At 60.9% G+C, this 13761-nt stretch carries 10 protein-coding genes and 1 pseudogene; 7 read left to right on the forward strand and 4 right to left on the reverse strand.

The window, feature by feature from the left end; translation table 11 throughout:
* Window positions 1-53 precede the first annotated feature (53 nt).
* A pseudogene (locus NCR98_RS17570) lies at window positions 54-710 on the forward strand (phosphoribosyltransferase).
* On the opposite strand, the gene mdeB reads toward NCR98_RS17570, so the two are convergent.
* Complete coding sequence (gene mdeB / locus NCR98_RS17575) at window positions 702-3419, reverse strand: alpha-ketoglutarate dehydrogenase (protein ID WP_250526805.1); 2718 nt, start codon at window positions 3417-3419, stop codon at window positions 702-704. The pseudogene NCR98_RS17570 and the gene mdeB overlap by 9 nt on opposite strands.
* A 149-nt stretch (window positions 3420-3568) precedes the next feature.
* Here mdeB and NCR98_RS17580 point away from each other — a divergent pair, with 149 nt between their 5' ends.
* The gene (locus tag NCR98_RS17580) at window positions 3569-4099 is read left to right on the forward strand and encodes an Lrp/AsnC family transcriptional regulator (RefSeq protein ID WP_244829445.1); all 531 of its coding nucleotides are present in this window, start codon (window positions 3569-3571) and stop codon (window positions 4097-4099) included.
* A 1-nt stretch (window position 4100) separates the two neighbouring features.
* Here NCR98_RS17580 and NCR98_RS17585 read toward each other — a convergent pair whose 3' ends face one another.
* Entirely contained in the window at window positions 4101-4865 is a 765-nt protein-coding gene (locus tag NCR98_RS17585) for a ParA family protein (protein ID WP_250526920.1), read from the reverse strand.
* Window positions 4866-5141: 276 nt separating this feature from the next.
* Here NCR98_RS17585 and NCR98_RS17590 point away from each other — a divergent pair, with 276 nt between their 5' ends.
* The 4 genes from NCR98_RS17590 to NCR98_RS17605 all read left to right on the forward strand — a co-directional run bounded on the left by NCR98_RS17590 (window position 5142) and on the right by NCR98_RS17605 (window position 9698).
* Complete coding sequence (locus NCR98_RS17590) at window positions 5142-6437, forward strand: L-fuconate dehydratase (RefSeq protein WP_250467303.1); 1296 nt, start codon at window positions 5142-5144, stop codon at window positions 6435-6437.
* 785 nt (window positions 6438-7222) lie between these two features.
* Window positions 7223-8119: an ATP adenylyltransferase family protein gene (locus NCR98_RS17595; protein ID WP_250526806.1), complete on the forward strand. Its 897-nt coding sequence runs from the start codon at window positions 7223-7225 to the stop codon at window positions 8117-8119.
* Window positions 8120-8189: 70 nt separating this feature from the next.
* A complete protein-coding gene (locus NCR98_RS17600) occupies window positions 8190-9224 on the forward strand; it encodes a S1C family serine protease (protein WP_250526807.1) in 1035 nt (344 codons plus the stop codon).
* 306 nt (window positions 9225-9530) lie between these two features.
* Window positions 9531-9698, forward strand: a complete 168-nt coding sequence (locus NCR98_RS17605; protein ID WP_244829441.1) for a hypothetical protein — start codon at window positions 9531-9533, stop codon at window positions 9696-9698.
* Between the two features lie 8 nt (window positions 9699-9706).
* On the opposite strand, the gene NCR98_RS17610 is transcribed toward NCR98_RS17605, so the two are convergent.
* Complete coding sequence (locus tag NCR98_RS17610) at window positions 9707-10093, reverse strand: hypothetical protein (protein WP_250526808.1); 387 nt, start codon at window positions 10091-10093, stop codon at window positions 9707-9709.
* Window positions 10094-10355: 262 nt separating this feature from the next.
* Between NCR98_RS17610 and NCR98_RS17615 the strand changes: the two genes are divergently transcribed.
* On the forward strand, window positions 10356-10802 hold the full coding sequence (locus NCR98_RS17615) for a hypothetical protein (protein ID WP_250526809.1): 447 nt from the start codon (window positions 10356-10358) through the stop codon (window positions 10800-10802).
* Between the two features lie 387 nt (window positions 10803-11189).
* Here NCR98_RS17615 and NCR98_RS17620 read toward each other — a convergent pair whose 3' ends face one another.
* Complete coding sequence (locus NCR98_RS17620) at window positions 11190-13694, reverse strand: fimbria/pilus outer membrane usher protein (protein WP_250526810.1); 2505 nt, start codon at window positions 13692-13694, stop codon at window positions 11190-11192.
* Between the last annotated feature and the right edge of the window lie 67 nt (window positions 13695-13761).

The following is a 13761-nucleotide window of genomic DNA, read 5'->3' on the forward strand; positions in this document are numbered from 1 at the left end:
GCTTTTAACGACTATGCTTGAACGACAAGTAAGCAGCCCGCAGCACCATTGCCATGGATTCCGTCTTCAAAAGCCGTCGCGACGCAGGCCGTGTACTGGCCGCGTATCTTCGCGACTATGCCGACCGCGACGATGTCACCGTGCTCGCGCTGCCTCGCGGCGGCGTGCCGGTCGCCTTCGAAGTCGCGGATGCCTTGCGCGCCGCACTCGACGTGCTGGTCGTGCGCAAGCTCGGCGTGCCCGTGCAGCCCGAACTCGCAATGGGCGCCATCGCGTCCGGCAATGCCTTCTATCTCGACGAACGCATAGTCGCCGCCGCCGGCGTCACCGAAGACGCGCTCGACGGCGTGATCGCCTAGGAGCGCGCCGAACTCGAGCGGCGCGAGACGCTTTATCGCGGCGAACGGCCGCCGCTAGATATGAATGGACGCGTGGCGATCATCGTGGATGACGGCCTTGCCACCGGCGCGACCATGAAAGCGGCGGCGCTGTCGTTACGTCATGCGGGCGCCGCACGGCCCGCGCGCATCGTGGCGGCGTTGCCCGTCGCGCCACTGAGATCGGAAGCGCGTTTCGAGGAGGCCGTCGACGACTTCGTGTGTGTGCTGCGTCCGCCGCACTTTTTAGGCGTCGGCCAGTTCTACGCCGATTTCGATCAAACCAGCGACGACGAAGTGCGCGCCCTGCTCGCCGCCGCGCGCTCAACGTAACCAGGGCGCATCGCTCACTTCCGCACTGAGTTCGTACTTCGCACGCGCCCGTGCGAGCACGGAGCGGTCGACGGTTGCGTCATCGGCAAGCGCCTTGAGCGCCGCGACCACGATAGCCACGCGGTCCACTTCGAAGAACGCGCGCAACGCCTGGCGTGTATCGCTGCGGCCGAAGCCGTCCGTGCCGAGCGTCACGTAACGGCGCGGCACGTAAGCACGGATGAGTTCTGGCACGGCGCGCACGTAATCGGTGGCCGCGATCACGGGTCCATTAGATGCCGCGAGCGCGCGCGTGACGTAGGGCTCGAGCGCGTTGTCCTCGACATCGGAAAGGCGCGCGATGCGCTCGGCCGACGCGCCATCGCGGTGCAACTCGGTATAGCTCGTCACGCTCCACACGGCGGCTTCTATGTTCCAGTCGTCCTTGAGCATGGTGCGCGCGGCGATGGCTTCGTTGAGGATCGCGCCGGAGCCCAGCAACTGGACCTGCGCCGCGCTTTCTTTACCGCCGATGCAATACATGCCGCGCAGGATGCCGGCTCGCGTCGCGTCGTCGAGCGCGTCGTTGGGCGCGGACGGTTGCGCGTAGTTTTCGTTCGTCACGGTGACGTAGTAGAAGACGTCGTTTTGCCGGACCATCATTTCCTGCATGCCTTCATCGACGATCGCGGCGACTTCGTAGGCGAACGCGGGATCGTAGGCGCGGCAGTTCGGAATGGTCGATGCGCTGAGATGGCTCGTACCGTCCTGATGCTGCAAGCCTTCGCCGCCGAGCGTCGTGCGCCCCGCCGTCGCGCCGATGAGAAAGCCGCGCGAACGCTGATCCGCCGCGGCGAAGATGATGTCGCCAATGCGCTGAAAACCGAACATCGAGTAGTAGATGTAGAACGGCAGCATCGGCAGGTCGTGCACGCTGTAGGACGTCGCCGCCGCGATCCATGACGAGATCGCGCCCGCCTCCGAAATACCTTCCTCGAGAATCTGCCCGCGCGTGTCTTCGCGGTAATAAAGCATCGAGCCCATGTCTTCCGGCTCGTACAACTGCCCGAGCGGCGAATAGATGCCAACCTGCCTAAAAAGGTTCGCCATGCCGAACGTGCGCGCTTCGTCGGCGACCACCGGAACCACGCGCGGGCCGATCGCGGCGTCTTTCATGAGGCTTCCGAGCATGCGCACGAAGGCCATTGTCGTGGACATTTCCTTGCCCTTGGCATCGACCGCGAACTGCGCCCAGGTGTTCAACGCGGGCGGCGTGAGCGCCTGCGACGCGCGTGCGCGCCGGCGCGGCAAGTAACCGCCGAGCGCTTTACGGCGTTCGTGGAGATAGCGCATTTCCGGCGCATCGTCGGCGGGCTTGTAGAACTTGACGTGCTCGACGTCGGCATCGGACAAAGGCAGCCGAAAGCGGTCGCGAAACGCCTTCAACTCCTCGAGATCGAGCTTCTTCTGCTGATGCGTCGTCATGCGGCCCTGACCGACCGTTCCCATGCCAAAGCCCTTCATCGTCTTGGCGAGAATCACGGTCGGCTGACCTTTGTGCGCGAGCGCTTTGGTGTAGGCCGCGTGGAGTTTGCGGACATCGTGACCGCCGCGCCGCAAGCGGTCGATGTCCTCGTCCGACATATGCGCGACGAGTGACGCGAGTTCCGGGTTCTGCCCGAAGAAGCGTTCGCGGTTGTAACGGCCGTCGTTGGCGGAGAAAGTCTGGAACTGGCCGTCGACGGTATGGGCGAAGGCGCGCAGCAAGGCGCCGGTGCGGTCGCGTTCGAAGAGCGCGTCCCAGTCCGATCCCCACAGCACCTTGATGACGTTCCAGCCCGCGCCCGTGAATTGCGCTTCGAGTTCATCGACGATACGGCCATTACTGCGGACCGGTCCATCGAGCCGCTGCAGATTGCAATTGATGACGAAGACGAGGTTGTCGAGCTGCTCGCGCGCCGCGAGCGACAGCGCGCCGATCGACTCGGGCTCGTCCATTTCGCCATCGCCGAAAAAGCCCCAGACCTTGCGGCCTTCCGTTTGCAGCAGATTCCGGTTCTGCAGGTAGCGCATGAAACGCGCTTGGTAGATCGAGTTGATCGGACCGATGCCCATGGAGCCCGTGGGAAATTGCCAGAAGTCGGGCATCAGCCACGGATGCGGATACGAGCACAAGCCCGGCCCCGCGATCTCTTGCCGGTAATGGCGCAAATGGTCTTCGCTGAGAAAGCCTTCGAGATAGGCGCGCGCATAAACGCCCGGCGACGAATGCGGCTGAAAATAAACGAGATCGCCGCCGTTTTGCGTATCCGCCGCGCGGAAGAAATGATTGAAGCCGACTTCGAACAGATCCGCCGCCGACGCATAACTCGCGATATGCCCGCCAAGTTCGCCATAAGCGCGGTTGGCGCGAACCACCATGGCGAGCGCGTTCCAGCGCAGCACGGCGGCAAGGCGTTCCTCGACATCCAGGTTCCCGGGATACTGCGGCTGCTGCGCGAGCGCAATGGTATTGCGATACGGCGTGGCCCGCGCCCGCGCCGACTCCACGCCGACCGACCGCGCATGTTCGGCGAGCCGGTCGAAGAGATACTGCGCCCGCTCCTTTCCCACGTGCTTGACGACGGCATCGAGCGCGTCCAGCCATTCGGCGGTTTCGTCGGGGTCCGTGTCTTCACGGCCCTTCGCAAGAGAAAGAAGCTGGTTGGTTCCGCTCGATAAATCGGTCATGGCGCGACTCCGGGTCGTTGCGTGCGCAAAGAGAGGTTTTACACAGCATATCCAGTGCTTCGCAAAATGTGCGTCTCATTTGGCTGGCTTCGCGCTTTCCTGTAGTGTAGATATTCTTAAAAAATGCTCAATAACGGAATATTTCGACCATGAGTTCGCAGACACGGCAGCGGCTGGATCGTATCGATATCGGCATATTGAATCAGTTGCAGCAAAACGCGCGCATCACGAACGCGGAACTGGCGCGCGCGGTGAACCTTTCGGCCACGCCGTGCTTCAACCGCGTCCGCGCGCTGGAAAAAGCCGGGCTGTTTCGCCAGCACGTCACGTTGTTGAGCCCGGAAGCGCTCGGCCTCAGCATCAACGTGTTCATTCAGGTGAGTCTTGAAAAGCAGATAAAGGACGCGCTCGCGCGCTTCGAGCAAGCGATCAGCGAGCGGCCGGAGGTGATGGAGTGCTATCTGATGACGGGCGACGCCGACTATCTCTTGCGCGTCGTCTTGCCCGACGTGGCCGCGCTGGAACGCTTCATTCTCGAACGCCTGACGAAGATGCCGGGCGTGGCCAACATCCGTTCGAGCTTCGCGCTCAAGCAGGTGCGCTACAAGACGGCGTTGCCGCTGCCGGCATCGGGACTGACGCTGCCTCAATCCGGCGACGACGAAGCCGAATGGACATGAGCTAGCCGCTTAACTCCGTATGCAACGCCAGATACTCCTGCGCGAGCTTGTGACGCGGTTCGAGATAGATCATGGGTCGCGCGTGCTGGTGGCTCTCGCGAATCTTCACCGAGAGCGACAAGTGCGAATCCAGCACCGGCAAATTTTCGCCGCGCAATTCGTCCACGAGTTGTTGCGGCAGGCTGGCGCGCGGCTGAAACTGATTGATCACGATGCCTTCCACCATCAGTTCCGGATTGTGGTCGTGCTTGATCTCCTGCACGTTTTCGAGCACGGAATACAGCGCGCGGCGCGAGAAGTCGTCGCAATCGAAGGGAATGAGGCAGCGGTCCACGGCGATCAGCGCCGAGCGCGTGAAGAAGTTCAGCGCGGGTGGCGTGTCGATATAAACGGCGTCGTAGTTTTCGAGCCCTTTGAGCGCATCGCGCAACTTATAAATCTTGTAGCGCGACTCGAGCTTGCTCTGAAGCGCGTCCAGGTTCGGATGCGACGGCACGATGTCGAGATTTTCGAACGGCGTCGAGTGGACGAACGAGTCGAAGGTCGGCTCGCGAAAGCTGTAACTGAGCGCGGATTCGAAAAACGTCGCCAGATTCGGGCTGGCATCCTTGGCGTCGGCGCCAAGCAAGTATTGACTCGCGTTGCCTTGCGGATCGAGGTCGATCACGAGCGTGCGCAGACCGCGCGATGCGCTGATGGCTGCCAGATTGCAGACGATGGTGGACTTGCCTACGCCACCTTTCTGATTGAAGACGACACGGCGCAGCATCAGGGATTTTTCCTCGGGATTGTGAACGGTCGTTTGCTTTCGCCGGGCGGCGGAGTTTGCGGATGAAGCCTAGGCGTTGATCTTAGCGCATCGGGATTTTTGAACTCGCGCACGCGCCGCCCGAGACCGATTCGTCCTTTGCTGTAACGCGGCCTTCTCACGTCGCGCGCGATTTGCCTCTAACATGCTAGCGGACCGGGTGGCTTCGGCATACGCCTAGCTTCCCGCGCGAACGCTCCGTTGGCCGTCACAACAACTTTTGAGGAGACACGCATGACCACGATCAAGAATCTCACGGTACGAGACATTCGCTTTCCCACCTCGCGCTCGCTCGACGGCTCCGACGCGATGAACGCCGCGCCCGACTATTCGGCCGCCTATGTGATCCTCGAAACCGATACGCCGGACTTAGCCGGTCATGGCCTCACCTTCACCATCGGACGCGGCACGGAAATCGTCGTCGCGGCGGTGCATGCGCTGGCGCCGCTCGTCGTCGGCAAGCGGCTCGAAGACATCGCCGCGGACATGGGCGGCTTCTGGCGAACCTTCACGGGCGATAGCCAACTTCGCTGGATCGGTCCGGACAAGGGCGCTATTCATCTCGCGACCGCGGCGGTGGTCAATGCCGTCTGGGACTTGTGGGCCAAGTCGGAAAAGAAGCCGGTGTGGAAGCTGCTCGCGGACATGAGCCCGGAAGAACTCGTGCGATGCCTCGACTTCCGCTATGTCACCGACGCGATCACGCCTTCCGAAGCGCTCGCCTTGCTCAAGCGCAATCAAGAAACGCGAGGCCAACGCGAACAGGAAATGCTCGCGCAGGGATTTCCGGCGTACACCACGTCCGCAGGATGGCTCGGTTACGACGACGACAAGATTCGCCGTTTGGCACGCGAAGGCGTTGCCGAAGGTTGGACTCACTTCAAGCAGAAAGTGGGTGGCAGTATCGACGAAGACATTCGACGCGCGCGTATTCTCCGTGAGGAGATTGGTCCGCACCGCAAACTGATGATGGATGCCAATCAGGTCTGGGAAGTGGATGAAGCCATTGCGAACATGCGCCGGCTCGCGGAGTTCGACCCATGGTGGATCGAAGAACCGACCAGCCCCGACGACGTGCTCGGTCACGCCGCCATTCGTCGCCGTGTCGCGCCGATTGGCGTTGCAACCGGCGAACATTGTCAGAACCGCGTGATCTTCAAGCAGTTGTTGCAAGCGCAGGCTATCGACTTCTGCCAGATCGACAGTTGCCGGCTAGGCGGCCTGAACGAAGTGCTCGTGGTGCTGCTGATGGCCGCGAAGGCCGGGGTGCCGGTTTGTCCGCATGCAGGTGGTGTCGGCCTCTGCGAATACGTGCAGCATATTTCGATCTTCGATTACATCTGCGTGTCGGCTTCGCTTTCTAACCGGGTGCTCGAATATGTCGATCATTTGCATGAGCATTTTCTTGATCCTGTCGTAATCAAAAACGGCCGATATATGCCGCCTCAAAAGCCGGGGTACAGCATTGAAATGCACGCGGCTACGCTTGAACGATTTGAATTCGGCAAGGGTGAGGCGTGGCGCGAGTAGTATCGCGCAGGTGGTAACCGTGAAGTTGAATCATTACAGCAAGGGCGCGCTCACAGCGCAGCCCTTGCTGCGTCACAATCAGAAGCAGTAAGCGTGAACGCTTATGCCGTGATCGTGATGTTGACCGTCGAGGTCGAGCTGGACGACGTCGAACCCTTAGCGTCGCCGCCGGCGATGTTGGAGTACACGAGTGCTGCGCGATCGATCTTTTGCATGATAATTCCTTGATACAGGATGAATAAAACTGACTTACGAGATGATTGAAGCCGACTTGATCAATGTGCAGATTGTCCCGCTGTTGCTACAATTTGCGGCATTGGTCTCGCCAGACTCAGTACTTATTGGCCGGCGCTAATGTTGATAGTCACCGAGGTGCTCGACGACGAATCAGCCCCACCCTTGGCGGTACCGCCAGCGATGTTGGCCTGAACGAGCATGGCGCGATCGATCTTTTGCATTTTTATACCTCTTCAAAACACAAGATTTAAATTAATCACCCACTAGAAAATTACGGAGCACCAAAGTAATCCGATATCTTCTGAATAGATGAACCCCTACTTGCCCTCACATTCAACTTGAGTTGTGAAGTCAGTTCGAATGTCGGTGAACAAGGTAAGGAAATTTTATAGATTCAAACAGCAAAAATACACGCCGAATAATCCTAACAATTCGAGTTTTTTTATTTTAATTGCCTTCAAGAATGTTTAACTGCCTATTTGCATCAAGCGTTCCATTCAACTGCTAACAGGCAATTAGAAAATCATTGAAGCGAGTTCCAAGTGCCAATGAAAACTCTCTTTCCTTCGAACGCGCCTTCTTGGCAAACCGTCGTGGCGCGCACTACTCAAGCACTGTCATGCGGCGCGTTGCGTTCCTTCGATACCGTGCAGCACGTCATTGAAGACGGCGGCGTGCGCTTTCTCGTCCGGCAAGTCGCGAATCTCGCCCGGAAGGAAGAACAGTCGAAGCTCGCCGCCAAATCCATCGCCGATGCCGCGAGCCCGTGGCGCGATCCCTTTTCGCCGTGCGAGGAAGCGCTCTTCGTCGGCGATATAGGCGAGCGGCACTTTCTCTTGCTCAATAAATTCAACGTGCTCGCGCATCATCTGCTCGTCGTGACGAGCGCGTTCGAACCTCAGGAAGCGCTGCTTTGCGCCGACGACTTCGCCGCGCTCTGTGCATGCCTTGCGCAGTTCGATGGCCTGGGTTTCTACAACGGCGGCTCGGTCGCGGGATCGAGTCAGCCGCATAAGCATCTGCAGATGGTGCCGCTGCCGCTCGATGGTCACGCGTTGCCAATCGAAGCACTCATCGAAGCGGCGCGCGGCGAAGGCGTCTTTCGTGCGCCGGGTCTTGGTTTTATGCATGCCGCCGCGTGGCTCGACCTCGGTGTTCAAACCGGGCCGGCACGCATCCACGAAATCTATCTCGAACTACTCGATGCCATCGGCGTGAAAGCGCTCGATGTCGCTGGCAGCACGCATCAATCGGCGCCTTACAACCTGCTCGTCACGCGGCGCTGGATGCTCGTCGTGCCGCGCGATGTGTCGCACGTCGAAGGCGTCGCGGTGAACGCGCTCGGCTTCGCGGGCTCGCTATTCGTGCGCGACGACGCACAGCGCCTGATCGTCGAATCGCTCGGCCCGATGGCCTTGCTTGCACGAGCCACGCGCGCGCCCTGAGCAACGCCATCTTGAAAAGCGCGGGCTTGCCCCGCATGTCCGCTTCCAGACGTTCATCTGGAGTCCAGCAATGGGAAGCCGACCTCAATTCATCGACGATCTTGCGCGCGGTGCGCAGGACGCCACACCTTCGCCGAACGCCCTGACGCTCGACGATACCGCTCTGCTCGATGCCTATTCGCGCACCGTGATCGGCGCGCTCGAACGCGTGCAGCAGGCGGTGGTTTTTATCTTGGTCGAGCGCGATATCGACCATAACGGCGCGCGGCGCGTGGCCGGCGGCACCGGTTCGGGCTTCATCTTCACGCCGGATGGCTATTTGCTGACCAATAGCCACGTCGTGCATGGCGCGACGCGGATCACCGTCACGCTCGCCGATGGCGGCCGCTTTCACGCCGATCTCGTCGGCGACGATCCGGGCAGCGATCTCGCGGTGCTGCGTATCGGTTCCCCGGAGCCGCTGCCGCATGTCGAACTCGGCGATTCGGGCAGCCTGCGCGTCGGGCAGATCGCCATCGCGGTCGGCAATCCGCTTGGGCTTGCGCAGACCGTCACCACGGGCGTGATATCCGCGCTCGGGCGTTCGTTGCGCTCCACTTCAGGCCGCATGATCTACGACGTCATTCAGACGGACGCGGCGCTCAATCCCGGCAATTCGGGCGGACCACTCATCAATTCGGCGGGACAGGTGATCGGCGTCAACACGGCGATCATTTCCGGCGCGCAGGCCATTTCCTTTGCCACCGCAATCGATACGGCCAAGTGGGCGATCATGCAGATTTTCGCGCATGGCCGCGTGCGGCGCGCTTATATCGGCGTGGCGGGGACGACGACGCCCATCTCGCGGCGCGTGCAACGCTTCTTCGCGCTGACGGTGACGAGCGGCGTGCATGTGATGGAGATCGTCAAGGGCAGCCCGGCTGCGCTCGGCGGTTTGCAGGTGGGCGACCGGATCGTCGCGGTGGACGATGTCGGCGTCGATAGCGTCGATGGACTTCAGCGCACGCTCGATGCTTCGCGTATCGACAAAGCGGTCAAGGTATCGGTACTGCGGAACACGCAGAAACTCGAACTCGATGTGACGCCCGTCGAGCAACACGGCTAAACGAATCCGCGGGCGGCGAACCGGCGCCGCTCGCGATGTTGCAGCTTACGGCAAGGCAAGTCTCTCTTCCCTTCAGCGCGCTTTCTCTGTGCGCAAACCCACCCAGCGTAACTGCTCGGGCCCACCGTTTGCGCTAGACACAACGACCATCGATGATTATGTGCGCCAACAGGCGGTGGTCCAGGCGGCGCTGCGGCTAAATACGTGCAGCGACCAAAGAGCAGGCGCACCCACGGTTAAACCGTCGGACGACCTGCCCCTGTCGGGGGAAGGTCCAGGTTCAAGAAACCAGGAAAGAGGATTGCCATGACCACGAACAATAAGACGTATTGCGCGCCGCGCCGCCAGGCATTTCGATGCACCGGCCAGCAACTCGATGCCATCGTGCGCTTTGCCGAAGAACGCAAGCTCGACAACCTGCCGTTGCAGTTCGTCGTCGCCGAATATTCGCGCTGTCTCGCGAAAGCCGCCTAAGGCGCGCCTTACTCGCCGTTGGTTATCACGCGTTCCTTCAGCACCCAGATGGCGGTCGGCACCGCATAATAGGCGCTCACATTGCCGGTGACGAGCTTGCCGGTTAGACGGATGCGTGCATTCTCAGTCGGTATGGCGTCGATGACCTGCACCGTCGATACATTCGACTGTTGTGGCGCGGCTTGTCCCGAAGCCTGGCTCAGCACGCATATGGGGCGCGCGAGCGTAAGCACCCATGCTGGCTTGGCGTCGGCTTCGGCTTGTCGTGGCGCCTGGCGTGCGGCCGTGCCTTCGAGCGTCACGACGTCGCCATCGCTATAACAAGACGCCGCGCAAACCGGACCAGCAGCAATCGCGCACAGCAGAAGCATGCATACGCGGGCATTCGCCATCATCAAACCTCGTCAAGGGCGCGTCGCGTGACGCATGAGTACCGCTCTCCAAGCCCACACACTTTATGCGATGACGCTTAGGGTCGCAACCCGGACGGTCCCGAGTATGACCGCCCGTGAGGCTTTCGATTTGTCATGCGGGAACGCCCATTGCTGCCTTCATATGAAGAATAAGTCTCGTGCATGCCGCCAAATCGAATTCGAATCAAACGCGGCATTGCGTGTCCAACAATCGGTTGCTTGAGGCTTGCTCAACCGCATGCCTATGGAGGAAGCGACGATGAATCAAGTCATAGTTGGTGTGTTCGCTTGTTATCGTGATGGGCACGAAGCACTGCGCGCCTTGCAACTTGCAGGACTGAGCCGCGACGATACGCACTTATATCGTTCAGGCCACGACGACGTCGAAATCGGTGCCTTCCCGCTTCCTGCCCACAGTGAAGACGACGCGGAATACGTCGCGCACGGTGAACATCAGGGTGTAGTCGGCGCGCACAACCGCTTCGTGCCGAACGAGCCTGCGGCGAGAAAGATCGATGATGTGCCGCAATTGCCGGAAATGCGCGAGCGCACGTTACTTGTGATCCGCATCTCGGATGACATCAAACCTGCTTCGGTCAGCGAAGTTCTGCACGAACATGGGGCCGTCGCGGTGAAAGACCCGGCGGGACATTGGCGTTTTTCGCCCTATCGAAACGCGGCGCGCGTCTGAATCAAATCAATGTATTCGCCGATGGAGTTTCGAGGAATCCGGCGCGACCGCATTGCGCTCTTTGTCTTCGGCTTCCTTGGCCTCTTTATTGGCTTCTTCCCGACCTTGAGCTTCGTGCGCGGCCGCCGCGCGTAACGCCCTGCAGTGCGCAGCATGCCTGAGCGTCGCCAGCAAGCGCACCATTTGCCTTGGTCCGGTTCTCATGCCCACCTCCCAGAGAGTTGAGAATCTACTTTAACTCTAGGCGGTAAATGCTCGCGTGCAAAGGTGCGAATTGAAATTAAGACGGGTTCGGGTTGGCAACTTCAAACGGCTCGGGCTTTCAGGCGCGCCGGACTCTCGGAGGCCCGGTCGCCGTTGCAAGCTCCTCCAACTTGCACGTTCACGTCAGAACGCATTTGCCGCCATCACCGTGCGCGGCAAGCAATGCGCTTCGATTGATGCATACCCCGCGTCCGCCTTGCCGCTCTTCGCAGGCAACGAATAATCGACGCTGCATTGTTCGCCCGCGTGATCGCCCCACTTCACTACGAGCGTGCCTTTCTCGTCAATACCGCGCGCGAAAATGCGGCTGTCCTGCGCGACGACGCCCGCCACGCGGCCTTCGCCATCCACGACTTCCGCGCCGAATGGCAACGCTTCGCCATTCAGACGCGGCGCGCGAATCAGCGCTGCGCGTCCCGTCGCCGTCTTGTATTTCAACATGACGATGGAACCGAGATGCGGCGCCGACTTCTCGGATGTCGATGCAAACTCGACATCGGTCGACGTGCCCTTCGGATCGATATCGACGCTGTTCATGTCGTACGGCGTGAGATACGGCACGACCGCGTAGCCATGCGAATCGACCTTCACGCCACTCGCGCTCGACACGCTCGCGCCTTCCGCGCCCTTTGCCTCGACGATTCCGAACGTGTCGCCGACCGTCTGCGAGAACGTCACGCCGCCGGGGTGCGCGACGATCGAACCGCTCACGCCCGCCGACACCTGCGAAGAATTGGCTCCCGCACTCGCCGATGCCGTGACCTGTCCATGCGCGCCGTGATACGCGCCGCTCGCGCCAGCGTTCATGTTCGCCGATGAACTCGCGCTCTGACCGCCTGAGCCGTAGACGTTGTATGAATACTGATTCTCGGCGCCCGCGTTGCCGCTCAGACTCGTCTGCACGCTAGCCGAGCCGTTGCTCGCGCTCAAATTCGTCGTCAGTTGTGGCGAGTGTTGCGAATGACCGAGCGGGATCGTCGTGCTGACCATGATCTGGTTCGAAGGCGTGCCGTCCGCGTCGGTCGAGCGGCCCGCCGTAATGCTGTAAGTGCCGTACTTGAAACTGTTCGAGTAACCCGCCTGATAGAACACGTCGCGCCCCGGCCGATTCCAGTAGCTTTGCGCCGATGTCGTCAGGAACACCGAACCGTGATCCTTCAACGGCTGATTGATGCTCACCTGCAGGCGGCCGCGGTTACGATCGGTGGGCGTGCCGCCGAACATGGCTTCGTCGCGAACGCGGGCGGCATCGCTCAGATTGAGATAGCCCGCGTCCGAGTAGCGATACGCGCCAAAGGTGAAGTTGGTGCCGGTCGGATCGATAAACTTGTTGTAGCCCACGTGCAGACTGCGCCCTTTCTGCATGGAAGCGCCCGGGACTTGCGTGCGCGCGGAGGTGATGTCGGTCGCGAAAGCGCCGAACTTCGTGTTGAGCGCGGCGCCGAAATTAGCCGCGACATAGCCTTCCGATGCAATCGCGCCGCCGTACAGCGTGACCTGATTGGTCAGCCCGCGTTGCAACGTGAATTGCGCAAAGCCCGGTTTCGTGTGCAACGACTCATCGCGCAACTGACCGGCCGTGACGGCGAAGCGCGTCGTGCCCGCGCGCAGCGACTGTGCCACCGATGCGTACGGCACTTCGAAATGTTTCGCGCGGCCATCGGCTTCGGTAACGGTGACGTCCAGATTGCCGCCGTAACCGGTGGCGTACAGATCGCGAATCTCGAACGGTCCCGGCGACACGCTCGTCTCATAGATCACCTGGCCGTTCTGACGCACCGTCACGCGCGCATTCGATTCCGCCGTGCCGCGCACCACAGGCGCATAGCCGCGCAGCGATTCAGGCAACATGCGGTCGTCGGTGGCAATCTGCGCGCCGCGAAACGCAATGCTGTCGAACACCTCGCCGGTGGTCTGCGCGTCGCCGAGCGTCGCTTGCGCCTTGAACTTCGGCACGTCGTGCTGGACATAGGTCGCGATGTCGTCGAACTGGGTCGCCTGGCCTGTGCCGGACGTGATCGACGATTGATGCCGAAAGTGCCATCCGCCGATGTTCACGCCCGCGTTGAGGCCGAGGTATTCCTGCGTAGCGTGCATACCGCCGCTGTCGCTGCGGTACGCATTGGCGTTGTAGCTGAGAAAGCCGGCGTTCACGCCGTTGTCCCACAACTCGGGCGACACATAGCCGCGAGCCGCGTTGCGCAGATACTTTTGCGGGATCGACAACGTCAGCGTCTGCTCGGCGAAGTCGAAGCTGACGGAGGCATCGGGTACGAGCGAGGTCAGTTCGACGCATGCATTCGCATCGGCCGATGCAGTGTCGGCGGCATGATCGGCTGCGAGCTTCGTGAAGTCCAGACCATAGACTTCGAGCATCTTGCGCGTGAGGCACGGCGTCGCGTTTTCTCCAACATGCGAGGCATTAAAGCGCACGTCCTCGCGCGCGACACGGTTGCCGTTGACCACGATGTCGACTGCATACGCGCCCGGCGATACCACGTTACCGCGCGAGAAACGCGCGACGTCGACGCCGCTTGTCGAATCCATTTGCAGGAAGGTCGTATCGAATTCGGCTGCCTTCTTCGGTTCGTTCGCGAGCGCGCTTACCGGATGCATCCAGGCAGCCATGCCAAAGGCGCATAACACGATCGCCGCAACCGGTCGCAGCACGAACGAAGATGCTGTAAAGCCGTTG

This window comes from Caballeronia sp. GAWG2-1, assembly GCF_023631405.1.
GTDB lineage: Bacteria > Pseudomonadota > Gammaproteobacteria > Burkholderiales > Burkholderiaceae > Caballeronia.